Origin of the sequence: Allobosea sp. LjRoot90, from assembly GCF_964254315.1 — a bacterium.
GTDB lineage: Bacteria > Pseudomonadota > Alphaproteobacteria > Rhizobiales > Beijerinckiaceae > Allobosea.
In genome coordinates this window covers 263,536-287,438 of sequence record NZ_CAXUTF020000001.1, presented here as the reverse complement: position 1 = coordinate 287,438, position 23,903 = coordinate 263,536, and the positions used below count along the sequence as shown (strand labels likewise).

The following is a 23,903-nucleotide window of genomic DNA, read 5'->3' as shown; positions in this document are numbered from 1 at the left end:
CGCGCTCGAGCCGGGCTGTCCGGCCAGCGCGGGGAAAGGCGGAGAGTGGAGCGGTGCAGACCTACTTCAGTGTCGCAATCGATGCGCTTGCCTATGGCATGGTGCTGTTTGTCATCTCGATCGGCCTGTCGATCACCATGGGATTGATGCGGGTCGTCAATCTGGCGCATGGCGCCTTCGCGATGGTCGGCGGCTATATCGCATCCCATGCCACGCAAGAGCTGGGCTTCGGCTATGCGAGCGCCATCCTGATTGCGGTCGGCATCACGGTCATCGCAGCCATTCCGATCGAGCGCCTCCTCTACAGGCGCATTTACGGCGCACCTGAACTCACGCAGGTGCTGATGACGATCGGCATCACCTTTTGCATCATCGGCATTGCCAACTACCTTCTGGGTCCGACGCTGAAGGTCATCCCGCTGCCCGAATTCCTGCGCGGTCCGGTCGATCTGGGCTTCCGTTCGATCGCGGCCCATAAGCTCTTCGCCATCGCGGTCGGCGGCGGCGTGGCGATCGCGCTGTGGTACCTGATCGAGAGGACCGCTTTCGGCATTCGGATCCGGGCGACGGTCGATAACTCCGCCATGGCGGGATCGCTCGGCGTGAATGCGAAGCTGGTATATGCCGCAAGCTTCGCCGTCGCGGTCGGGCTGGCAGCCCTTGGCGGCATCGTCGGAGCACAAATGCTGCCGATCGAGCCCTATTACGCGCTCCGCTACATGGTGACGTTCCTGGTCGTGGTGTCGATCGGCGGCGCCGGCTCGATCCAGGGCGCCTTGCTCGCCTGTCTGCTCCTCGGGGCGATCGACACCACCGGGCGTTTCCTCGTGCCGGAATATGGCGAGTTCTTCTCCTATCTCGCCGTCGTCGTCGTCGTTTCGCTGTACCCGAACGGTCTATTCGGCAGGGCTGAATAAATGTCGGATATCTCTATCGGGGCAGCGGCCGCAGCACGAAAAAACTGGCTCTTGCGGGATTTCGCCGGGATCGGCCTCATCCTGGCTCTCGCGGCTGTCGGCTACCTTCTCTTTCCGAACAACCTCTCGTTGCTCACGCGCATCATCGGAATTGCACTGCTGGTGTTGTCGCTCGACCTGATCACCGGCTATTGCGGTGTCGCGACCCTGGGCCAGTCCGCCCTCTTCGGCGCCGGCGCCTATCTGGCCGGCATCGCCGCGGTTCGCTGGGGCATTCACGATCCGCTGTTGATGATCGGCCTCGGCGCGATCGGCGGCGCCGTCATGGCGGCGCTATCGGGCGCGATCATCCTGCGCGGCCATGGATTGACGCAGCTCGTGCTGTCAATCGCGATCGCGCAAATGCTTCAGCAGATCGCCAACAAAGCTTCCACCTATACGGGCGGCAGCGATGGTCTGGCCGGAATCGAGCCGTCGCCGATCTTCGGGCTGTTCGCATTCGATCTCTGGGGGCGCACCGCCTATGGCCTGGCCGTGGCTTTGCTCGCTGTCATTTTCCTGCTTCTGCGGATATTGACACGCTCGCCCTTCGGAATGTTGTGCCGCGGCGCCAAGGAAGACCCTGTCCGCGTGCGGGCGATGGGGGCCTCCGTCCGCAGTACGCTTCTCAAAGCCTATGTGATCTCCGGCGCCGTGGCCGGCGTCGGCGGTGCACTCACGGCCATCTCGACGCAGGTCGTCGGCCTCGACAGCCTGAGCTTCCAGCTTTCGGCGCAGTCTCTCGTGATGCTGGTCGTCGGGGGTACCGGCACATTGTACGGCGCGCTCCTCGGCGCGGTCAGCTTCGTGCTCTTCGAGGACCTCGTCTCCGCGGCAAATCCGTTCCACTGGCTGACCATCGTAGGCGCGTTGCTGGTCGTGGTCGTCCTGTTCGCGCCGAAGGGGCTCTATGGCGGGGCAGCCGCACTCGTCGCCCGGTTCAGGACAGGTGGCCAATGACCGCGCTGCTGCATGTCGAGAAGCTACGGAAGAGCTTCGGTGGCCTGGCCGTCACCCAGGATGTGTCGATCACCATCGCCGCCGGTGAACGCGTTGCGCTGATCGGACCCAACGGCGCGGGCAAGACCACCTTCGTCAATCTCGTCACCGGACATCTTCGCCCGGATGGCGGCAGTGTGCTGCTCGGGGGTGTCGATGCCACCGCATTCGAACCGACCAGACGGGTTCGACTGGGGCTCTCGCGCTCGTTCCAGGTAACGCGGCTGTTCCCCAGCATGACGCCGCGCGAGCATCTTGGACTTGCCGTTATGCAACGCCGGGGGATCGCGGGACGGATGTTCGGCGATTATCGGGCCAATTCGCAGGTCACGGCCGAAATCGACGAACTGCTTGGCCTGCTTGCGTTGGAAGCGGTCGCCGATCGTAAGATAGCCGAGATCGCCTATGGGCTGCAGCGTCTGCTCGAAATCGCCTTGGCACTGGCGTTGAAGCCGAAAGTCCTTCTGCTCGACGAACCGGCGGCCGGAGTTCCGCAAAGCGACACGCCACGCATCGACGCGGCGCTCAGCTCTCTGTCGCCGGAACTCGCCATTCTGATGATCGACCACGACATGGATCTCGTCTTCCGCTTCGCGACCCGCGTGGTGGTTCTGGCCGCAGGCGCCGTCATCTTTGACGGTTCCCCGTTGGAGGTGACGGGAAATCAGCGTGTGCGCGAAGCCTATCTGGGAAGTTACGCCGATGACCGCAGCGCTGCTTGACGTCGAGGGCGTCGCCGCGGGCTACGGCCCGACGCGGGTTCTCGAAGGCGTAACCTTCACCGTGCCTGCCGGAGCGCGATTGGCCATCCTCGGCCGCAACGGCGTCGGCAAGACGACCCTGCTGGCGACGCTGGCCGGGCACACCAGGTTGCTCGCGGGGGCCATTCGCATCGGTGATCTCGATCTGGCTCGCATGGAGCCGTATCGCCGCGCCCGTGCCGGCCTGGGCTACGTACCGCAAGCGCGCTGCGTCTTCCCTTCGCTGACGGTCGAGGAGAATCTCTTCGTCGGCCTGAAGGACCGGGCTCGTCCGGCAATCGAGGAGGCATACGCGATGTTTCCGCGCCTGAAGGAGCGGCGGCGGAACTTCGGCAATCAGCTTTCCGGCGGAGAGCAGCAGATGCTGTCGACAGCCCGGACGATCCTCGGCCGCCCCACCGTCCTGCTGCTCGACGAACCTCTCGAGGGGCTAGCACCCGTCATCTGTGAGGAATTGATGTCCGGTTTGTCGACGCTCGCCGCGAGCGGCGAGATGACGATCCTGCTGGTCGAGCAGCGAATTCAGAGCGCCCTCGAGTTCGCGACGCATGTGCTGATCATGGAGCGTGGCCAGATCGCCTGGACCGGTACGCGGGCCGATCTCGGCGCGGAGCCCGGCGTCATCGAACAATTCCTCGGCGTCGGAGGGCACTGAGGCCGCAGGGCTCCGACATTTCAACTCATGGCTATCGCATCTCAAGGATTGGCCATCCGAACCGGTCGCGGACATGGCGAACATTCGAGATGATCGGACGAATGGGCAGCGGCTTCACCATGCTGCAGACGTTTGGGAGAGAAACGCATGGCCGACAATCCAGAAGACATCCGTGCCGACAAGAAGCGGCCGTTCACGGGCGCCGAATATCTGGAATCGCTGCGCGACGGCCGTGAAATCTACATCTATGGCGAGCGCGTCAAGGATGTCACAAAGCACCCTGCATTCCGCAATTCGGCCGTCTCGATCGCGAAGCTCTATGATGCGCTGCACGACCCGAAGACGAAGCCTGTGCTCACCACGCAAACCGACACCGGCTCCGGCGGATACACGCATCGCTTCTTCCGCTACGCCCGTTCGAGCGAGGATCTGATCGCGCAGCGCGATGCGATCGCAGCCTGGTCCCGGCAGACCTATGGCTGGATGGGCCGCAGCCCCGATTACAAGGCGAGCTTCACCAACACATTGGGCGCGAATGCCGATTTCTACGGAAAATTCGCCGATAACGCCCGTGGCTGGTATGCGCGCGCTCAGGAAGCCGTTCCGTTCATCAACCACACGCTGGTCAATCCGCCGATCGACCGCAACAAGGCGGCCGACGACGTGAAGGACGTTTATGTCCGCATCGAGAAGGAGACCGATGCCGGCATGTACGTGTCCGGCGCCAAGGTGGTCGCCACCTCCTCCGCGCTGACGCAGTATAATTTCCTCGGCCAGAACATGGCGGCCGAAATCACCGACGACAGCCTCGCGGTAATGTTCATGGCTCGGATGGACACGCCCGGCATCAAGCTGATCTGCCGGCCCTCTTATGAATTGGCCGCAGCGGCGACGGGCTCGCCCTTCGACTATCCGCTGACCAGCCGTTTCGACGAGAACGACGCGATTTTCATCTTCGACAACGCGTTCATTCCCTGGGAGAACGTGTTCGTTCACCGTGACATCAACATGCTCAGGAAATTCTATCCGCAATCGGGCTTCCTGAACGGCTTCACCTTCCAGAGCTGCACGCGCTTGTCGGTGAAACTCGACTTCATCATCGGGCTGCTGCAGAAAGCCTTGCGCGCGTGCGGCACCGACGAGTTCCGGGGCGTCCAGGTCCAACTCGGCGAAATCATTGGCTGGCGCAATCTGTTCTGGTCGCTCACTGACGCGATGTCGGCGGCGCCGGACAAGTGGCATGGCGACGCCTACCTGCCTAACGTCAAGGCGGGCTCGGCCTATCGCATCTTTGCGACCGAAGCCTATCCGGCGATCCGCTCGATCATCCAGCAGATCGTTGCGTCGGGTCTGATCTACCTGCCGTCGAGCCCGCGCGACTTCAAGAACCCCGAAGTCGATGCCTATCTGGCCCGCTATTCGCGCGGCTCCAACGGCATCGACTACAAGGAGCGGATCAAAATCATGAAGGCACTCTGGGATGCGGTCGGCTCCGAGTTCGGCTCACGCCACGAACTCTACGAGCGCAATTATGCCGGCAATCACGAAGCGATCCGCATGCAGGCCCTGATGCAGGCGCGAGGCTCCGGCGCACTCGCCGAAATGGAGGCGTTGGCGACCGCCTGCATGAACGACTACGACGAGAACGGCTGGGTCGCTCCGGGCTACCACAGCAATGAAGACGTCAGCATTCTCGGCAGGCTGAACGGCTGACGTTATGCACGTCGATCGCAATACCTTTCGCACCGCCATGTCCCGCTTTGGCGCGGCGGTATCCGTCATCACGACGGACGGGCCGGGCGGACGGTGCGGGTTCACCTGTACCGCCGTTTGCTCGGTCACGGATGAGCCGGCGACCGTGCTCGTCTGCGTTCACAAAGACAGCCGCACCAATCAGGCCTTCAAGACCAATCTGGTGCTGTGCGTGAATCTTCTGAACGCCGATCAGGGCGAACTCTCCGCCTCCTTCGCAGGTCAGGCCGGCGACGATATGGAGGCGCGTTTCAGAAGGGTGAGCTGGTCGACGCGGAAGACCGGCGCGCCTGTCTTCGACAATGCCGTTGCAACGCTCGATTGCAGTATCGCCGAGATCAAGGAGTTCGGCACGCACAACATCATGTTCGCGCGCGTCTATTCGGCGGAAGCCAGGCCTGAGCAGGTGCCCCTGATGTACTTCAATCGCGGCTATCACGGCCTCGGGCCGATCGGGATCGGGCTGCCCCTTTCGACGGCCGGCGCGGCCGGAGGCTAAGGCCGGCAGCCTCAACGGATAAGCGAGGAGAATATCGTGTCGAACGATGCAGACGACCTGCCGATCAATCTCGACGAGTGGATCAAGGAGAACGGTCACAATCTGAAGCCGCCGATCGGCAATCTTCAATTCTGGAAGAAGCGTTGGCAAAATCTGCTCGTCATGATGGTCGGCGGGCCGAACTACCGCCCGGACTATCATGACGATCCCGGCGAGGAACTCTTCATCCAGCTGCGTGGCGACGTGACGCTGAAACTGATCGACCCGGTCACGCGCAAGCGCTCCGAGGTCGTGGTGCGGGAGGGCGAGATGTATCTGTTGCCGTCCCATGTCAGGCATTCCCCGCAGCGCCCCGAGGGGTGCATCGGCCTTGTGATCGAGCGCTATCGCCAGCCTGGAGAGGTCGATGCGCTCGAGTGGTATAACGAGGCTGGAAACCTCGAATTCAGGGGCGAATTTCTGATCACCAACATCGAAACAGATCTCACCAAGGTTCAAGCGGCCTGGAAAGCCTGGGTCCAGGATCCCGGCCGAACCATCCCGACCGTGTGGCGTGTCGGAGAGGATCTGCCTGCGGGGATCGTTGTGGCGGAGAAGTCCTGACGATCATGGCCGATGACACGCCGAAATGCTCGGGTTCGAAGACTGTTCCGGCTGCGTCCGGCGCGGCTCGGCGTGCGCTCAATGTCCCGGCCTACTACCTCTACGGGGAGAACTGGACGGCCGAAAGTTTCGGATTTTTTCACATCGAGCCTTTCGCCGTCCGCAATATCCCCAATAACTGGCGGATCGGCCTGCACCGGCATCCGGATTTTCATCAGCTCTCGATCACGTTCGCCGGTCGCTGTTCTTTCGAGCATGACGGATACGTGGCGACCGAAGCCGAGCCCTGCTGCGTTTTCACTCCGGCCAATGTCGTTCATCAGTTCACCTACGAACCGGGCAGCGTGGGTTATGTGATCAGTGTGTCGTCGGATTTCGTGGCTGGCCTGTCTCTGGACAACGGCCCGGTCAAATCGGCATTGGCGCGACTGTCCGCGCTGCGCTTGATCAAGTTGCGGGACGATGCGACTGCCGAACGCCTCCGCACGCTGATCTCCCTGATCGGCGAAACGTTCACGGCCGACTACGGGCGCAGCCGCGAGACAGTTCGCCATCTCTTCGGCGCGTTTCTCCTCGAACTCAATGGAATGGTCGCGTCGGCAGCACCGATCGACCATCACGCGGTCCGTTCCACCGCCGGCACCGCCGATCTCTTCAATCGCTTCCGGGAATGTCTGGAAACCGAATTTGAACTCACGGGAAGGTCCGGCAGGCCGCCCGATACGCTTCACACGGTGGAGTCGTTCGCTGCTCGGCTGTCGACGACGACCTATGCGCTCAATGCCGCCTGCAAGCGCGCGCTTGGCCGCTCGGCCAAGGACATCGTTCAGACCGCGCTGCTCGGACAGGCGACGAGGCTTCTGCTCTACACGAAGCGCTCGATCAAGGAGATCGCTTACGGTCTGGGCTACTCCCACCCGTCGCATTTCGTCCGCTTCTTCAAGCATCACCGCGGCGTGACGCCGGAAACCTTTCGGCAGCGCTTCATCGAACTGGAGCCCGGCTCGGCAACCTGATGTCGGCGTCGAACGGCTCCCTCATCCCAGCGACAGGAAACCAAAATGGCTCGCACCATCATCAACAATCCCGACCTGCCGCGGTCCAAGTCACCGCACTCCAACGCGGTCAAGGTCGGCAATCTGATCTTCGTCTCCGGTTTCCCCGGCTATGACGAGAACGTCAAAATCCCCCAGGGCGATTTTGCCCAGCAGATGCGGTTCGCACTGCAGCATATCAAGGCAACGCTCGAATATGCCGGCAGTTCGGTCGACAAGATCGCCAAGGTCAACGTCTATCTCGACCGACGTGCCGATTTCGATGAGATGAACGGGATCTACAAGGAGTTCTTCGGCTCCGACCAGTCCGGCTGGCCGGCTCGCACGACTGTTGAAGCGCGGTTGCCGCGCAAGGATTTCCTGCTCGAAATCGATTGCGTCGCGGAAGCCTGATCCACTCCTCGCTGCTTCAGCCTCCACCGCCTGCAGCTGCCCTAATCTATGCCCAACACAGAGGCCAACCCATGCTGACAGACGAAGAACGCCGCCAGGGCGCTGCCGACCTCTACCGGGCCGAACAGGACAAGAAGGTCATCCCGCAGCTCAGCAAGAGCTTCCCGGCCATCGAGTTGCAGGATGCCTATGCCATCCAGCGGCTCTGGGCCGAGATGCATATCGCCAAAGGCGCCAGGCAGATCGGCCACAAGATCGGGCTGACCTCACGGGCGATGCAGATGGCTTCGAAGATCACCGAGCCGGATTACGGTCATCTGCTGGATTCGATGATGTATCGCGACGGCGCGCAGATTCCGGCTGCGAACTTCCTGAAGCCGCGCCTGGAAGTCGAGCTCGCCTTCGTCATGGGGGCGGATCTGGAGGGGCCGGGAACCCAGATCTACGATGTGATGCGCGCCACCGAATACGTCGTGCCCGCGCTCGAGATCATCGATTACCGGACCGAGGTTCCACGCGCCATTACCGATACGATCGCCGACAATGCGGCTTCGGGCGGCGTCATCGTCGGCGGTCGGATGATCCGCCCCTTCGATCTCGACGTGCGATGGGTGGGGGCGACGCTGGCCAGAAATGGCATCATCGAGGAATCCGGAGTTTCGGCCGCGATTATGGGTCACCCTGCAGCCGGCATCGCTTGGCTGGTCAACAAGCTCGCGTCGGTCGGGGCGAAGCTCGAGAAAGGTCAGATTGTCCTCGCAGGCTCGTTCACACGGCCGGTCGATGTCGCGGCCGGAGACGTGATCCATGCTGACTACGGGCCACTCGGCGCGATCGGCGTCTCGTTCGTCTGAGGAACTGCACATGGAACTTCCCGTCAACGTCTTCAAGCGCGCCATCGCGCAGGGCCGCCAGCAGGTCGGTCTCTGGTGCAGCCTGCCCGGCGGCTATGTCGCCGAAGCACTGGCCGGAGCGGGTTTCGACTGGCTGCTCTTCGATACCGAGCACTCGCCTGGGGATCCTCTGACGGTGCTTGCTCAGTTGCAGGCCGCAGCCGCTTATCCAGTATCGGCCGTCGTTCGTCCTGCCTGCAACGACGCCGTACTGATCAAGCGCTTCTTGGATATCGGCGCGCAGACACTGCTCATCCCCTATATCCAGAATCAAGCCGAAGCGGCCGCGGCGGTGGCAGCTATGCAGTATCCGCCAGATGGGATCAGGGGCGTTTCTGGCGTCACGCGGGCGACCCGGTTCGGCCGCGTCGCCGACTATGGCAGGCGGGCAGCCGAGGAGCTTTGCCTTCTGGTCCAGGTCGAGACGCGCGAGGCGCTCGACAATCTCGAAGCGATCGCCCTCACGCCGGGCATCGACGGTGTCTTCATCGGGCCGGCCGACCTCGCCGCCAGCCTTGGCCACATGGGCGAGCCAGGACATGAAACCGTGCGCATGGCAGTCGAAGACGCGATCCGTCGTCTTGTTGGACTTGGCAAACCTGCGGGGATCCTAACGCCGGACAAGGACTTCGCGCGGCGGTGCATGGAACTCGGCGCCACATTTACTGCCGTCGGCGTCGACGCGGCACTGCTGGTGCGGTCCGCCGAAGCCTTGGGAAGAGACTTCAAGCCGGTATAGAGCAGACTCGGATTGTTTGAATGGTTAGGCGCTGTCGCTAATTGGAGCTCGGCCCTGGTTGGGCCCAGTCGGGATTGAAGATCCAGACTCGCCCGTCAGCGAAGGCCTGATCGGGCCGCGTGCGGAGACCGGGCAAAAAGCCTTGGTCCTCGGGTGTTATCTCTGCGAACCTGCCCTGATCATCGCCAGTGATATGACCGAAACGATACCGACACACCGATCCTGAGCGACTGCCTGACAGTGTTTCGGCGTGCGCTTGTTTGGATGCCGGTGGGGAGCCACGTTGAGCGCCGTTTGACAAAATGGCTATCGTTTCCGGGGTATCAGCTACAGCGTGAACTAGGCGGGCTTCCTGACCCCGTTATCCTCCATAGCCACAAACTAAGAAGCTCAGGGGATCTGGCAATGTTTCTGACCGATCGAAGGACTGTTCTCGTAGGCCTGTCGAGCACGCTTGCATGTGCGGCATTGGGGCAGACCATGCCAGTGGTCGAGACTGCGGGCGGCAAACTGCAGGGCTTCGCGCAAGGCGGTGCCGCTGCCTTCTTCGGCATCCCCTATGCTGCCGCCCCCGTCGGGCCGCTACGCTATCGCGCGCCGCAGCCGGCCGCGGCCTGGGTCGGCATACGCGATGCCAGCAAGCCGGGCGCGGCCTCGATCCAGACCTTGGCGGGCGCGGCCGCCTGGCTCTATGACGGCGCCGAGCCGCAATCGGAAGACTGCCTTTTCCTCAACGTCTGGACGCCCTCTGCTCAGGGCAAGCGGCCGGTGATGGTCTGGTTTCATGGCGGCGCCTGGCGCACCGGCCACGGCCTCGTCGCCGGAACGAACGGCGCAGCGCTGGCCGTGCGCGGCGACGTCGTCGTGGTGACGGTGAATTACCGGCTGGGCGCCCTGGGCTGGCTGGCGCACCCCGAGCTCAAGGACGAGAGGTCGGGCACCCTCGCGAATTGGGGGCATCAGGACCAGATCGCAGCGCTGCGCTGGGTGAAGGACAACATCGCCGCGTTCGGCGGGGATCCGGCGCGGGTGACGATCTTCGGCCAGTCGGCCGGCGGGCAGAGCGTCGCGACGATCGCGCAGAACCCAGCCAATGCCGGGCTGTTCGACAAGGTCATCCTTCAGAGCGGGTCCCTGCACGGCGCCCCGGGCTTTCCTGAACTCGACACCGCCGCCGCTTATGCGGAGGCGCTGGCGAAGCGGCTCGGCACCAGCATCGCCGGCCTGCGTGAGCTTCCCGCCCAGCAGCTTCACGACGCCGAGCTTCAGCTGGGGCGCGACCCCGCCATGGTGCGCTCGCTCGGACGCCCGCCGATCCTGCCTGTGCTCGATGGCAAGGTGCTGACGGCCTGGCCACGTGACGGGGAATTGCCGGCCGTCCCCGCGCTGATCGGCACCACGCGCGATGAAGGCGTGTTCTGGTACGACCTGGTCAATCCCGACGGCAAGGCTGTGGGCGGACCGAAGTCGCCGCAGACGGAGGCCGACTTGCAGGCGATGATCCGTGACCTCGTCGCGATCTATCGCCCCGAGGCCGCGCATCTGCCGGTGGCAGAGATCGTCGAGGCTTATCGTTCCACCGCGACGGCGGCCGAGGGCGATGCTCCGAAAAGCCTCTGGATGGCCGCCTATGGCGACATCGTCTTCCGCCTGCGCGCGCTCGAGGCCGCCAGGCGCCATGCCCAGGCCGGGCACGCCGCCTATCTCTTCGAGTTCGATCATCCCCTCGCGCCGCCCGCACGCGGCGTACCTCACACGGCCGAGATCCCATTCGTCTTCGGCACCTACAGCCATCCATTCTTCAGCGCCAAGGTGGGAGCCGGCCCGGTCGAGGCCAGGCTGTCCGAGCTGATGCTGACAAGCTGGGCCCGCTTCGCTCACACCGGCGTGCCCTCATCCGATATCTCGGGAGCGTGGCGTCCGGTCTCGCCGGACGGCAAAGGCGTCAACATCCTCGGCCGCGAGAGCGGCTACCAGCTTGCCGACGCGGTCCAGCCCGGGCGCACCGCGGCTTGGAAGATCTGAGGCGCCCTTGCGCCGACGGCTGACCCTCGCCGCAAGACGGATGTGTCTGACAACGCCGTCGAGCCAATGACGCTGATCCGTTAGACATCGGGAACTCTCACGAATTGTGACTGAACGCCAGGCCGCCGCGCTCCCCAGCCGGCGGCTCTTGCGTGTTCGGCGACGAGATTTGTCATGCTTGATGACGAAGACGACGCCGCAGGGCGACATCGCCGCCAAGATGCGTCGCATGCTGCGCGAGGCCAAGGCGCCCAAGGCCTTCGTAGGACAGGCCGCGCTCGGAGTTCTGGGGCGTCCGCCGCGAGATCGACTACGTCATGCCCGACGCGATCCGCAGCTATCTGCGGAATCCGGGGTAGGGTGTGAAGCGGTAGATCGACCGGGCGCACGCTCGTTGGCGCTGCTGTGCGCCAATAGCAGACGGTGAGTGATTGCCCGGAACCGGACGTCGATGACGGTCATGGGAAAGGCCATTTGGATCGACACTGTATGTCGCTTGGCATGAGTTGAAACAGTCAGCTTGGCGGCACAGGTCGCGCTAGAAGCCGAAATGCGATGGCTCCAAGAAGCGAAGATCGCCGAAGGAGATGCCTCCAAAACTCGGAGGCAACAGCTTGACGCGATCAACCTGCAAGCTGCCACGTCCGATAACCCTATCCCCGCCTCCGGCGCTGCCGTCCCGTCCGATCAGAACGGCATCTTGCACTCCTTGCCGTAGGCATCGGGCAGCCCCTCGACGATCTTGCTCTCGATCTCGGTGGCGAAGCTGCCATCCTCGCGCTTCTTCACCGAGACGAGATAATAGTCCTGGATGGGGAACTGGTTCGTCCCGATCTCGAAGCGCCCGCGCACGGATTCAAACTTCGCCTTGCGCAGCGCGTCGATCAGCTTCGTCCGGTCCGCGATCTCGCCCTTCAGAGCCGTCACCGCGGCGTTCAACCATGTCGCCGCGTCATAGGCGTGCGCGGCATAGTTGGCGGGCGTGTATTTGTACTCCGCCTTGAAGGCCTCGACGAAGCTGCGGCTTGCCGGCACGTCCAGCGCGGGCGACCAGTTGGTGACGCCCGACGTGCCCACCGCCGCATCCTGAAGCGCCGGCAGGTTGGTCTCGTCGATGGTGTGGGCCGTCAGCATCGGCAGCGTGATGCCCGCCTGTCGCCATTGCTTGACGAAGGTCACGCCAAGGCCGCCGGGCATGAAGACAAAAGCGGCGTCGGCCTTCGCGGCCACGATCTTGGCGAGATCGCTGGAGAAGTCCGGCTGCGTCAGCGGCACGAAGATCTCGTCGACTACCTCGCCCTTGTATTCTCGCTTGAAGCCGGCGACGACGTCCTTGCCGGCCTGGTAATTGGGCGCGACGATCACGATCTTGCGATAGCCCTTCTGCGTGGCGTGGCGCCCCATCGCCTCGGCGTTCTGATCGTTCTGATAGGCGGCAGAGAACAGATAGGGGCTGCATCTTGCGCCGGCGAGCGGGGATGGGCCGGCATTGGTGCCGATGAAGACGGTCTGGCCGTCGACCATGCGCCGGGCCGTCGCCATCAGGATGTTGGAGAAGACGATGCCGATGATGGCGTCGACCTTGTCGCGCTCGATCAGCTGCTGCACGCGCTGGATGCCGACCTCGGGCTTCAACTCGTCGTCGACGACGAGCACTTCGGCCGGGATGCCGGCGATCTTGCCGCCGAGCTGCTTGATCGCGAGCTGAAAGCCGTCGCGGGTGTGCTGGCCGAGCACCGCCGGCGGCCCGGTCAGGGTGGTGACCAGGCCGATCTTGATAGATTTGGCCGGATCGGCCGACGCCGTTGTTGAAAGGGCCGATAGCAGCGCCAGCGCGCTCGCGGCGGTCCTGAGTATGTTGGACATGTCGTTGGTTCCTTCCTGATCGGATCGCTCTCAGCCGATGCCGTAGCGCCCGGGCGCGATCACGCCCGCCGGATCGAGCGCGGCCTTGATCGCCGTGCAGCTGTCGCGGAAAGCCGGCATGGCCTGGCCCATATGGAGCGCGTGGTAGTCGAGCGGCGCACGGCCGACGAAGATGCCGCGCTCGGCATAGGCCCGGGCGAGCGCCTCGTAGCAGGCGTTGGCGCGGGCGTTCTCGTCGGGGTTCTCGCGGTCGAAGGTGATGACGTGCAGCCCGCGCGCGAAGCGGGCGCTGCAGACATTCATGATCATGTAGTCCATGCCGTGCTCGGCATAGATGCGCCGGGCCATGCGCTGGCACTCATTGGCGATGCTGCCGACCATCGGCGTGCCCGGCAGGAACCAGAGATTGCCGCCTCCGGGGCGCCATTTCAGCAGGCCGAGCTCGCCGACGCCGGGAACGCCCGAGCAGGCGTTGATCGCGACCTGCAGCGCGTGGAAACCGAGCGCCTCCTCATGCGGGATGTATGTCGCCTTGCCGGACTTGCCGAAGGCGGCGCGCACGCGCTCGATCTGCGGCTCGAGCGCCGCCATGCTCGGGCCGTAGAAGGCGCCGGACACTGTCCACGCGCCGAGCTTGTCCTTCTCGCGTAACGCCCGGCGGCCGGCGTCGGAGATCGGCGCGCGATTGCCGGGGCTGTACTCCGGGCTCGGATGCTCGGAGCCGCAGAGGTAGATATCGTTGGCGACGCGCAGCAGCGTCGGCACGAAGTTGGAGAGCTTGAGCGCCCGGCAGATGTCGACGATCTCGGCGAGATCGTCATCGTCAGGATAGGTGAAATGGAAGCTGCGGACCGCCGGCGGGCGCGGCAGCAGCCAGATGCCCATGCGCGTGACGATGCCGAAATTCGACTGGGCGAACAGCCCGTCGAGGATCGGGCCGAAGCTGTACTTGCTGACATGCCAGTTCGGCAGCTCGGAGCCCGCGAGCGCGCCGTCGCCGGTGCGTAGCACCTCGCCATTGCCGAGCACGACCTCCATGCCGCAGGAAAAGCCGAAATGGTCGAAATACGGGCCGTAGCCGGCGCCCTTGTCGAGCGCATTGCCGAGCATGCCGCCCTGCGGCGGGCCAGAGGTGACGTCGACCATGAACTTGTCGCCGCGCCGGACCAGCTCGTCATGCATCGCCTGGTAGCTGACGCCGGGCTCGACCACGGCGAAGGCCAGCGTATCGTCGATCTCGAGAATGCGATTCATCCTGCGGCCGAGATCGAGCACGACCTGACCGGCATGCACCGCCGAGCGGCTGCCGAGGCCGATATTATTGCCGGTGCTGACCGGATAGAGCGCGACGCCATGGCGGTTCGCCGCCTTCACGATCGCCTGCACCTCGGCCGTGCTGCCGGGATAGACCACGCCGAGCGGGCGCCGGTCGCCGCCCGGCATGGTGTTCTCGCCATAGCGGCGCAGCGTCTCGTCGCTGCGGTTGATCCACTCGGCGCCGATCGCCGCCGCGACCTCGTTGAAGAATGCTTCCGCCATGCCGGCGTCTCCCCTCTGTTGTCCTGGGTCTTTGCCGGTCACCAGAAGCCGGCGTCGTCGTTCGGCGCCGGGGCAGTGGCCGTCGCCAGCGCCTCTTCCGGCTGCGGCGCGGGTCGGCTCGTCAGCGTCACCCCGACCAGGGCCGGTGGCAGCGGGCCGCCCGTCGCCCAATCCAGCAGCTCGACGGTGTGCGCCATCGGCGCGCCGACATAGCGCCGCAGCTGCGTCAGGCAGCCGATATTGCCGGCCGCCACGACATCCGGCGCCGTGCTGTCGATATTGCCTGCCTTGCGCCGTCCCAGGATTTCAGCCGTCGCGGGCTGGAGCAGGTTGTAGGTTCCGGCCGAGCCGCAGCAGAAATGCTTCTCCGGCACGTCCACCACTTCGAAGCCCGCGGCATGAAGCAGGTCGCGCGGCGGCCGGGTGACGCGCTGGCCGTGCTGCATCGAGCAGGCGTCGTGATAGGTGACGCGCAGGCGTGGGCGCTCCGGTGCGACAGGCCGGAGCCCGATGCCGGCGATGAATTCGGTGACGTCGCGGGCGATGCCGGCGATCTCCTTCGCTTCGCCCGCGAGTTCAGTTCGACCGAGGAGATGGCCGTAATCCTTGACCGTCGTACCGCATCCGGAGGCGTTGACGATCACGGCGTCGAGCCCCTCGCCACGACGCTCGCGCATCCAGGACCGGACATTGGCGGCGGCGGCCGCCATGGCCTCATCCTCGCGGCCCATATGCAGCGTCAGCGAACCACAGCAGCCGGCGCCGGCGGCGACGACCACGTCGCAGCCATGCCGTGTCAGCAGGCGGATCGTCGCCGCGTTGATGTTGCCATCCAGCACCTGCTGGGCGCAGCCGGCGAGCAGCGCCACCCGCGCCCGGCTTTCGCCCTCGGCCTTGAACACCTGCGGCGCCAGGATCTGCGCCCGCGTCCGCTCCGGGATCATCGCGAGCAGAGGTCTGATCCGGCGCGGCAGGAGCCGCTGCAGCGGGCGCCCGAGACGGCCGAGCGCCAGTGCCGCATGGAACAACCGCGGTCGCGGCAGGACGAAGGCGAGCAGAGCCCGCAAGGCGCGCTCGGCCAGCGGCCGCCGGTGCCGGCGCTCGACATGAACACGGGCCCGGTCGATCAGATGCGCATAGTCGACCTTCGCCGCGCAGGTGGTCATGCAGGACAGGCAGGAGAGGCAGCTGTCGAGATGCGCGACGGTCTGCGCCTTCGGCGCCGCCTCGCTCTCCAGCATCTCGCGGATCAGGTCGATGCGCCCGCGCGGGGATTCGTTCTCGTCGCGGCTCAGCACATAGGTCGGGCAGGTATTGGTGCAGAAGCCATAATGCACGCAGGTGCCGAGGATCTCGGCGGCTTCCCGGATCGCGGGATCGCGCAATTGCTCGGCGGTGAAATCCGTCTGCATGACCCGTCTGTCCTCCGAGCGGAAAGCTAAGAAGGCAGGCGGCGCGAGGTCTCGGCGCTGCGTGCAGAAACATCCGGCTTTGCGTGCAAATCGTTCTTATGAAAAGCTGCTGGCGCCCCGGCGGGTCCTGTCGGCTGCCGGGCGGAGAAGGTCATGGGGACCATCGTTTGGGGCACGGAAGGCCTGGAGCCCGATTGCGGGTTCGACTACTGGCGCGAGACCGTGTGCCGCGCCGTGCTCAACGTCACGACCGAGGCGCCTGGCCCGCAGGAAGCCTTCCACGCCTCTATTGTCGGACGCAGCTTCGGCGATGTCAGGATCGCGAGCTTCCGCTCGACGCGGCACGAGGTCGTGCGTACCCCCCGCCACGTCGCTCAGGGCGACGACAGCGTTCTCATCAGCCTGCAGGAGCGGGGTCAATGCCGGCTCTCGCAGGGCGATGAGCGGCTCTTGCTCCAGCCTGGCGAGATTGGCCTGGTCGACGGGGCGCGGCCGTTCCGCCTCTCGTTCTCGGAAGACGTCCGGCGCGTTGTCGCCGTCCTGCCGCGCCGAACGCTCCTGCTCAAGGCGCCTTGGCTCGTGCGTGGCCGCCCGCACCGTATCGCGCTGACATCGCGCTTCGTGTCGCTGGCACGGCGCCACCTCCTGGAGCTGGCCCGTCATGGCGAGGTCATGGACGAGATGTCGGCGAGCCTGCTCACCGATAATCTATGCAATCTGATCGGGCTTTCGAGCGATGCCGGCGGCCCCCGCCCCGATCGTCTGCATGAGGCGATCCTCGCCTTCTGCCGCGGGCGGCTCGGCGACGAGACGCTGTCGCCTGGTGTCGTGGCGGCGCATTTCAATATCTCGCTGCGCACGCTGCATGCGCGCTTTGCCGCAACGGGCCAGAGCTTCGGGCGTTGGCTGCTGGCGACGCGGCTGGAGGAGAGTCGCCGGGCCCTGCTCGACCCCCGTCGCGCCGGTGAGGGCATCGCCTCCATCGCCTATTCGGTTGGCTTCAACGATCTTTCCGTCTTCAACCGGGCCTTTCGCAATCGGTTCGCCCTTGCGCCGCGGCAATATCGAGACCGAAGCTGCTCGTGATTACCAGAAAGCGGCAGACGCCGCCGAAACCGATCGTCCTCGGTGCATCGAAGTTTGCCCAGTCGCCAATTTCGGCATTCCAGCCTAGCGCCAGACTGCGCTGCCCGAATGCGGGCATCCCAGACGTCGGCTGTGGGCCAAGAATGCACGAGCGGGAAGCGGCAATTCCTAAAATGGGCCGTCGCTAGGAACCGGAAATCCGAGACATTCGTGCTACTCGGCCGTGATGGCCGGAGTTGGCTGCGCGCAGACCCAGCACCGCTCTCAGGCACTGTTCCGAAGCGGGTTTCGAGCTGAGTGGGTCGATTTTTTGGATTCCTGGATCGGCGTGATGCTGAATTAGAAAACTGCGTCGTAGGTCAGATGGGAATTTGCAGAGGGGCGGGGCACTTCACGCGGACAAGATTGCGGTCGTGACCCAGACAAAAAATTGTTTTATAGACAAATCAAGGAACCAGGCGGATCGAAATCGAATGGACGACGTGACGGATGCGATCGATGCCGAGGCGCAGCACAAGAACCACTCGGTCTACTTCGTCCCCGGCCTGCATCGCGGACTTCGTGTGCTGGAGATCGTAGCGGCTGCGCAGCGCCCGCTGAGCATTACCGACATCGCGTCGGAACTCGGGTTGACCCGATCCTCAGTGTTCCGCCTGATCTACACGCTCCGGCATATGGGTTTCCTGGAGGAGGAGCAGTCCAAGCTCTTCACGCTAGGGCCGCGCGTCCTCAATATCGGATTCGCCTTTCTCGCCTCCAAGGACATTATCGAGATTGCCCGCCCCGAGCTGGAAGCGCTACGCGACGACACGCAGGTTTCCGCGCATCTGGCGATCCGCGATGAGCGCGACGTGCTTTATCTCAGCTGCGTCCAGACCCGCTCCGGGTTTCTCAGCAACATGAATGTCGGCTCGCGAGTGCCGGCCTACGCCTCGCCCATGGGGTGGCTGCTGCTTTCGAGCCTGCCGCCAGCGGAGCTGGCAGTGCTTTTCCGCAACGAGACTTTCGTACCGCTGACGGACCAAACTCCGACTTCGGTCAAAACGCTGCTGGATATCGTCAAGCAAGCCGGGCAACGCGGTTACGTCATCAGCCGGGGTGCCATGGAGGCCTCAGGAAGCTCGATTTCGGCGCCCATTATCAACCGGCGTAAGGAAATCGTTGGGGCCATCGACATATCGGGACCGGATTCCGCCTTCAATCTGGGCGAAATCGAAGGACGCTACCTGAGCGCGGTTCTGGCCACCGCCGCGCGAATTTCCCAGCGTATGGGATAGGCTTGGGAAGGGGCAGCCGTTACGGCGCCGGCAGTCCGAGGATCTGACGTGCCTCGGCCGGCGTCGCGAGGGATCCGCCGAGATTCTCGACGATCGTGCCGGCCTTCTCGACCAGCTCGGCATTGTCACGGGCGAGCACACCCTTGCGGATATAGATGTTGTCCTCGAGCCCGACCCTGACATGGCCACCTAGAAGAAAGGCCTGCGCCAGCAGCGGGAACTCGTGGCGTCCGACGCCGAATGCCGCCCAGATGCAATCCTTCGGAAGCTGCGAGGCGAAATAGAACAAGGTCTCTGGGTTGGGAATCGCACCGTAGCGGACGCCCAGGACGATCTGGATCAGCAGCGGATTTCGCAAGGTGCCGTCCGACTGCAGGGCCAGAGCGAGCTGCAGGTCGCCACCGTCGAAAAGCTCCAGCTCGGGCAGGACGCCGGCGGCATAGATGCGCCTGGCCATCTCGGTCACGTTGCGCGGCGTGTTGATCACCACCGCGCTGCCCGAGAACATGGTATTGAGATCAAGCGTACAGATTTCGGGCTTCAGCGCCTCGACATGCGCCACGCGCCGCTCGGGGGTTGTCAGGGTCGTCCCGGGAGCGGCGACGGCCGGCTCATCAAGGCCAGGGACGAAGCGGCCGCCTTCTCCCGTCGACAGGTTGATGATGACGCCCGAGCCGGACTGGCGGACGCGATCGACGATCTCGCTGAAGAGCCCCAGATCCATGCTGCCCCTGGTCGAGACCGGGTCGCGCGCGTGGAGGTGGACGACGGCGGCGCCTGCCTTTCCGGCCTCGACGGCAGCCGAGGCGATCTCGGCAGGCGTGACGGGAAGGCTAGGATGCTGCTGGCGCGAAGTGAGGTTGCCGGTGACGGCGCAGGTGAGGATCGTCTTGCGGGACACGAGATGGCTCCTCAAGCCGCAATCTTGGCGGCGGACAGAGTAGCCTCCAATGCCGCCCGGAGCTTCTCGACGATTTCGTCGACATGGCTCTCGTTAATGGTGAAGGGCGGCGCGAGCAGGACATGATCGCCGTTGACGCCATCGGCCGTGCCGCTTGAGGGATAGCAGATCAGTCCGAGATCCTGCGCCGCCTGCTTGATCTTGGTGGCGAGTTGGTGCTTCGCGGCGAAGGGCTGCTTGGTCTCGCGATTGGCGACCAGCTCGAGGGACTGGAACAAGCCACGCCCCCTAATGTCGCCGACATTGGGGTGCTGCCCGAAGGCCTCGTGCAGCCGGCGCGACAGTAGGCGCCCCAAGCGATCAACGTTGTCGAGCAGCCCCTCATTCTCGATTGTCTCGATCACCGCGATCGAGGCGGCGCAGGCGACCGCATGACTCATATAGGTGTGGCCATTGGCGAGCAGGCCGGAGCCGGCCTCGATTGCCCCGGCGACGCGCTCGCTCGCCATGGTCGCGGCGATCGGCTGGTAGCCGGCCCCCAGCCCCTTGGCGATGGTGATGATGTCGGGCCGCACGCCCTCCTGCCCGGTGACGAACATCGCGCCGGCGCGGCCCATCCCGCACATCACCTCATCGGCGATGAAGAGGACGCCATGCCGGTCACAGATCTCGCGGATGCGGGCGAAATAGCCTGGAACCGCGGTGACGCTGCCGAGCGTCGCCCCGACGATCGGCTCGGCGATGAAGGCGGCGACATTCTCCGGGCCGAGCCGACGGATTTCGGCATCGAGCTCGTCGGCGACGCGCATTCCATAGGCCTCGATCGTCTCGCCCTCGCGCTGGTCGCGATAGGCGTAGCAGGGCGCGATCTGCGAGGTCTCGATCAGGATCGGCTGGTACATCGTCCGGCGGCCGGGATGGCCACCGACGGCGAGCGCGCCCAGCGTGTTGCCGTGATAGCTCATGCGCCGCGAGATGAAGCGCACGCGGCCAGGCTGACCGATCTCGACGAAGTATTGCCTGGCGAGCTTCATCGCCGCTTCCATGGCTTCCGAGCCGCTGCCGAGAAATGCGACGCGGCCATGTCCGAAGCCGGCCGGGGCGCGCTCGACGAGCATCTGTGCCAGCCTCTCGCTCGGCTCGTTCGTGAAGAAGGAGGTGTGGGCGTATTCGAGCTTGCCGAGTTGGGCTGTGATCGCTTCGATGACGCGGGGATGCGCGTGGCCCAGGCACGACACTGCCGCGCCGCCGCTGGCGTCGAGATAGCGCCTGCCCTCGGCATCGACGAGATGGACGCCATCGCCCGCCACAGCCACCGGAGGGGTCTTGCGTAGGTTGCGATGCAGGATCGCCGACGAGCTCGGACGGGGAGTCGGATTTGACATGGTGCTCTCTGCCGCTTCCAAAATTCTGTTGATATACAAAACACGGTTCCGTATAAGAAACAAGAACGGAGTGACCCATCCTTGAACCCGTCAGTGCAGCGTCCCTTTCACGGCATTCGCGTCCTGGACGTCACCCATGTGCTCGCCGGGCCGTTCTGCGCCTACCAGCTCGCTCTGCTCGGCGCCGATGTCGTGAAGATCGAGCCGCCGCAGATGCCCGATACGGCCCGTGGCCGCGGGCCGGATGACGCCCTCAATGCCGCCGGCCTCGGCATCAACTATCTCGTCCAGGGCTCGAACAAGCGTTCGCTCGCGCTTGACCTCACCTCCGAGGACGGACGGGCAATCCTGCTCGACCTCGTCGACGGGGCCGACGTGCTGGTCGAGAACTATCGCGTCGGCGCGCTGGAGGCTCTCGGCCTCGGACCGCAGGCGCTCTGCGCCCGCAATACCCGGCTGATCCACTGCTCGATCACCGGCTTCGCCCGCGGTCATGAGCGCGAGGCGGTCAACGCCTACGACAACGTCATCCAGGCGGCTTCGGGCGTAATGGCGCGCACAACCGGCCGCTCGGGCGAGCCGGTTAAATCCGGCGCTTCCTTCATCGACTACGCCACCGGCTACGCCGCGGCCTTCGCGATCTCGGCGGCTCTGTTCCAGCGACAGGTCAGCGGCAAAGGCCAGATCATCGACTGCGCGATGTTCGATACCGCCCTGACGCTGATGGCGCCCGAAGCCGCCGCCGCGCTCTATGAAGGTCCCGCCCAGCCGCGCCCGAAGGAAGCCGGGCTCGGCACCTATGAGACGGCGGATGGGCTCCTGATGCTCGGCGCCTTCAACACGCGGCAGAACAGGCGGCTGTGGGAAGCGCTCGGCCGACCCGACTTCGCCGCGTTAAAGGACTGGCCTGAGCTATGGACCGCCGCGCAGGCGATGCGCGAGGCGCTCGTTCCGATCATGCGCACCCGCTCCGCATCGGAGTGGGAGGAGTATCTTCATGCGATCGGCATCCCCGCCGAGCGTGTGCGCACGCTGGACGAGGCCGTCCGCCTGCCGCATTTGCGCGAGCGCGGCTTCTTTCACGCGCTCGATGTCGCCCTGCCCGGTTCAGCACCCGTCGCGGTCCCCCTCGCCCCCTTCTCCTTCGTCGCCGCCGGCCCGGCGATCGACCGCCCTCCGCCGCGGCTGGGCGAACACAGCGCCGAAATCCTCCGCGAGATCGGGCGCTCGCCGGCTCAGATCGAAGCGCTGAGAGCGCAGGGTGTGATCGCATGATCGGCGCCGCCTTCCCACGGCATGATGCCGAGCTGTTCACGCGCCTGCCGGAGGCCCTGCACTGGACCGGCGAGCCGACCGACTGGGTCCGCGCGACGCGGCCGGGCCAGCGCCTGCACTCCTTCCTGGAAGGCCCCTGCTTCGACGCGGAGGGACATCTTTGGTTGGCAGACGTGCCCTATGGCCGCCTCTTCCGGATTGCGCCGGATGGGGGCTGGCAGCTCGCCTTCCAATATGACGGCGAACCGCACGCACTACGCCCGCGCGGCGACGGCACCTGGCTGATCGTCGATTATCGCCGCGGCCTGCTCGCCTTCGACCCGGTGACGAAGACGGTCACGACGCTCTGCGCTCGGGTCAACACCGAGCCGTTCCGCGGCCTCAGCGACCTCACCGTCGCGCCCGATGGCGATGTCTGGTTCACCGATTCCGGCCGCACCAGCCTCTCAGATCCGACCGGACGGGTCTACCGGCTGCGGCAGGGCGCGACAGTGCCGGAGCTGATCCTCGCGAACGTGCCTTATCCGAACGGGATCGCGCTCTCGCCGGACGGCACGCTGGTCTACCTCGCCGCGACGCGTGCCAACGCCGTCTGGCGTTTCATGGCGGAAGCGCCCGATCCTGCCTGGCCGATGGTCGGCACGTTCCTCCAGCTCTCCGGCGGCCTTGGTCCGGACGGGCTCGCGGTCGACGCCGCCGGCCGCCTCGCTATCGCTCAGGCGCAGGCGGGACGGCTCTATCTCGTCGACGCGCTCGGCGACGCGCTCGCTGTCGTGCACACGCCGGGCGGGCTCTGGACCACGGCCTGCGCCTTCTCGCCGGACCAATCGAGCCTGTTCATCGTCGAGGCGCAGACCGGCAGCGTCTTCCGCATTCCCATGGCCACGCTTCTTGCGGCCGCCCCATCAGGACGATCCTCATGACCATGCTGACGAAGGATACGCTCAAGGGCTTCGTGCCGGCCATCGTCACGCCCTTCGACGAGCACGGCGAGATCATGGCGGACGCCTTCGCTGATCTGATCGAGCATCTGATCGGCATCGGTGCGCAGGGCATCTGCGTTGCCGGTGACAATGGCGAGAGCTGGGCGCTCGATCGCGACGAGCGCGCCCGCCTGACCCGCATCGCCGTCGACCGCAGCGCCGGGCGCGTGCCGGTGATGATGGGCTGCACCGCACCGGGGTCGAAGCAGACGATCCAGTATGCGCAGGCGGCCGAGGAGGCCGGCGCCAGCGGTATCCTGGTCATGCCGCAGACCTATGTGCTGAAGGCTACGCGCGAGGAGTTGCTGCGGCGCTTCGAGCTCTTGGGCAAGGCCATCGACATGCCGATCGTGCTCTACAATTCGCCGCGCCGCGCCGTGATCGAGCTCTCTATCGACGATGTCGAGGCGATCGCCAGCGTCGCCCCGGTCGTCGGCATCAAGGAGTCCAATCGTGACATCGGCCACCTGACCCGGCTGATCCGCCGCATGGGCGACAGGATCGCGGTGATGGTCGGCCCGTCCTATTATATCCTGGTCGGCAGCGCGCTCGGGGCGCCCGGCTTCATCGCCACCGGGCCCGAACTGCTCGGCAAGACCGCCGGCCGGTTGATGGAGATCGGCCGCAAGGCGCCCGATGCCGACTATGTCGACGCCCATCAGAAGCTGACCATCGTCTACGAGACGCTGATGTCGCTCGGCACCTGGCCCTCCTCCGTCAAGGCGGCGCTCAACCTTCAGGGCCTGCCTGCCGGCGTGCCGCGCGATCCGCTGCTGCCGCTTGGCGGGGCCCAACTCGAGAAGCTCCGCGCCACGCTCGGCGAGCTCGGCCTGCTGCCCGGCCGCTGAG

General features: G+C 65.0%; 22 protein-coding genes. 17 read left to right on the top strand and 5 right to left on the bottom strand.

Annotated features, from left to right (window positions below):
* Positions 1-53 precede the first annotated feature (53 nt).
* The 12 genes from ACSQ3M_RS01345 to ACSQ3M_RS01290 all read left to right on the top strand — a co-directional run bounded on the left by ACSQ3M_RS01345 (position 54) and on the right by ACSQ3M_RS01290 (position 11,330).
* Positions 54-917, top strand: coding sequence for a branched-chain amino acid ABC transporter permease (locus tag ACSQ3M_RS01345; protein WP_436148291.1), 864 nt, complete (start codon positions 54-56; stop codon positions 915-917).
* Entirely contained in the window at positions 918-1,916 is a 999-nt protein-coding gene (locus tag ACSQ3M_RS01340; RefSeq protein WP_436148290.1) for a branched-chain amino acid ABC transporter permease, read from the top strand.
* Positions 1,913-2,677: an ABC transporter ATP-binding protein gene (locus ACSQ3M_RS01335; protein ID WP_436148289.1), complete on the top strand. Its 765-nt coding sequence runs from the start codon at positions 1,913-1,915 to the stop codon at positions 2,675-2,677. Before ACSQ3M_RS01340 ends, ACSQ3M_RS01335 begins: the two co-directional genes overlap by 4 nt.
* Positions 2,658-3,371 carry an ABC transporter ATP-binding protein gene (locus ACSQ3M_RS01330; RefSeq protein ID WP_436148288.1) on the top strand — a complete coding sequence of 238 codons (714 nt, stop codon included), beginning with the start codon at positions 2,658-2,660 and terminating at the stop codon, positions 3,369-3,371. The genes ACSQ3M_RS01335 and ACSQ3M_RS01330 overlap by 20 nt, the downstream gene beginning before the upstream one ends.
* Positions 3,372-3,518: 147 nt before the next feature.
* Positions 3,519-5,084 (top strand): 4-hydroxyphenylacetate 3-hydroxylase N-terminal domain-containing protein, encoded by a 1,566-nt coding sequence (locus tag ACSQ3M_RS01325; protein WP_436148287.1) that lies wholly within the window; start codon positions 3,519-3,521, stop codon positions 5,082-5,084.
* Between the two features lie 4 nt (positions 5,085-5,088).
* Positions 5,089-5,622, top strand: a complete 534-nt coding sequence (locus ACSQ3M_RS01320) for a flavin reductase (RefSeq protein ID WP_436148286.1) — start codon at positions 5,089-5,091, stop codon at positions 5,620-5,622.
* Between the two features lie 36 nt (positions 5,623-5,658).
* Positions 5,659-6,225, top strand: coding sequence for a 3-hydroxyanthranilate 3,4-dioxygenase (gene nbaC / locus ACSQ3M_RS01315; protein WP_436148285.1), 567 nt, complete (start codon positions 5,659-5,661; stop codon positions 6,223-6,225).
* Positions 6,226-6,230: 5 nt separating this feature from the next.
* Positions 6,231-7,241 carry an AraC family transcriptional regulator gene (locus ACSQ3M_RS01310; protein ID WP_436148284.1) on the top strand — a complete coding sequence of 337 codons (1,011 nt, stop codon included), beginning with the start codon at positions 6,231-6,233 and terminating at the stop codon, positions 7,239-7,241.
* 45 nt (positions 7,242-7,286) lie between these two features.
* Positions 7,287-7,673, top strand: a complete 387-nt coding sequence (locus ACSQ3M_RS01305; RefSeq protein ID WP_436148283.1) for a RidA family protein — start codon at positions 7,287-7,289, stop codon at positions 7,671-7,673.
* 71 nt (positions 7,674-7,744) lie between these two features.
* Entirely contained in the window at positions 7,745-8,527 is a 783-nt protein-coding gene (gene hpaH, locus ACSQ3M_RS01300; RefSeq protein WP_436148282.1) for a 2-oxo-hept-4-ene-1,7-dioate hydratase, read from the top strand.
* 10 nt (positions 8,528-8,537) lie between these two features.
* The gene (locus ACSQ3M_RS01295) at positions 8,538-9,305 is read left to right on the top strand and encodes an aldolase/citrate lyase family protein (protein ID WP_436148281.1); all 768 of its coding nucleotides are present in this window, start codon (positions 8,538-8,540) and stop codon (positions 9,303-9,305) included.
* Between the two features lie 480 nt (positions 9,306-9,785).
* Positions 9,786-11,330, top strand: a complete 1,545-nt coding sequence (locus ACSQ3M_RS01290; RefSeq protein ID WP_436148280.1) for a carboxylesterase/lipase family protein — start codon at positions 9,786-9,788, stop codon at positions 11,328-11,330.
* Positions 11,331-12,017: 687 nt separating this feature from the next.
* Here the strand turns inward: ACSQ3M_RS01290 and ACSQ3M_RS01285 are convergent.
* From ACSQ3M_RS01285 to glcF, 3 genes are read right to left on the bottom strand one after another with little or no spacing between them, the layout of a single operon-like run.
* Entirely contained in the window at positions 12,018-13,196 is a 1,179-nt protein-coding gene (locus ACSQ3M_RS01285) for an ABC transporter substrate-binding protein (RefSeq protein WP_436148279.1), read from the bottom strand.
* A 30-nt stretch (positions 13,197-13,226) separates the two neighbouring features.
* Positions 13,227-14,735 carry an FAD-binding oxidoreductase gene (locus ACSQ3M_RS01280; RefSeq protein ID WP_436148278.1) on the bottom strand — a complete coding sequence of 503 codons (1,509 nt, stop codon included), beginning with the start codon at positions 14,733-14,735 and terminating at the stop codon, positions 13,227-13,229.
* Positions 14,736-14,773: 38 nt separating this feature from the next.
* Complete coding sequence (glcF, locus tag ACSQ3M_RS01275) at positions 14,774-16,147, bottom strand: glycolate oxidase subunit GlcF (RefSeq protein WP_436148277.1); 1,374 nt, start codon at positions 16,145-16,147, stop codon at positions 14,774-14,776.
* A gap of 153 nt (positions 16,148-16,300) precedes the next feature.
* Here glcF and ACSQ3M_RS01270 point away from each other — a divergent pair, with 153 nt between their 5' ends.
* Both ACSQ3M_RS01270 and ACSQ3M_RS01265 read left to right on the top strand, forming a co-directional pair.
* On the top strand, positions 16,301-17,233 hold the full coding sequence (locus ACSQ3M_RS01270; protein ID WP_436148276.1) for a helix-turn-helix domain-containing protein: 933 nt from the start codon (positions 16,301-16,303) through the stop codon (positions 17,231-17,233).
* A 473-nt stretch (positions 17,234-17,706) separates the two neighbouring features.
* Positions 17,707-18,510 carry an IclR family transcriptional regulator gene (locus ACSQ3M_RS01265; protein WP_436148275.1) on the top strand — a complete coding sequence of 268 codons (804 nt, stop codon included), beginning with the start codon at positions 17,707-17,709 and terminating at the stop codon, positions 18,508-18,510.
* A gap of 19 nt (positions 18,511-18,529) precedes the next feature.
* Here the strand turns inward: ACSQ3M_RS01265 and ACSQ3M_RS01260 are convergent, their stop codons facing one another.
* Positions 18,530-19,411 (bottom strand): 3-keto-5-aminohexanoate cleavage protein, encoded by an 882-nt coding sequence (locus ACSQ3M_RS01260; RefSeq protein ID WP_436148274.1) that lies wholly within the window; start codon positions 19,409-19,411, stop codon positions 18,530-18,532.
* Between the two features lie 11 nt (positions 19,412-19,422).
* A complete protein-coding gene (locus ACSQ3M_RS01255) occupies positions 19,423-20,796 on the bottom strand; it encodes an aspartate aminotransferase family protein (RefSeq protein WP_436148273.1) in 1,374 nt (457 codons plus the stop codon).
* A gap of 93 nt (positions 20,797-20,889) precedes the next feature.
* Between ACSQ3M_RS01255 and ACSQ3M_RS01250 the strand changes: the two genes are divergently transcribed.
* From ACSQ3M_RS01250 to ACSQ3M_RS01240, 3 genes are read left to right on the top strand one after another with little or no spacing between them, the layout of a single operon-like run.
* Entirely contained in the window at positions 20,890-22,071 is a 1,182-nt protein-coding gene (locus tag ACSQ3M_RS01250; protein ID WP_436148272.1) for a CaiB/BaiF CoA transferase family protein, read from the top strand.
* Positions 22,068-22,994: an SMP-30/gluconolactonase/LRE family protein gene (locus ACSQ3M_RS01245; RefSeq protein WP_436148271.1), complete on the top strand. Its 927-nt coding sequence runs from the start codon at positions 22,068-22,070 to the stop codon at positions 22,992-22,994. Before ACSQ3M_RS01250 ends, ACSQ3M_RS01245 begins: the two co-directional genes overlap by 4 nt.
* Positions 22,991-23,902, top strand: a complete 912-nt coding sequence (locus tag ACSQ3M_RS01240; RefSeq protein WP_436148270.1) for a dihydrodipicolinate synthase family protein — start codon at positions 22,991-22,993, stop codon at positions 23,900-23,902. Before ACSQ3M_RS01245 ends, ACSQ3M_RS01240 begins: the two co-directional genes overlap by 4 nt.
* Position 23,903 lies beyond the last annotated feature (1 nt).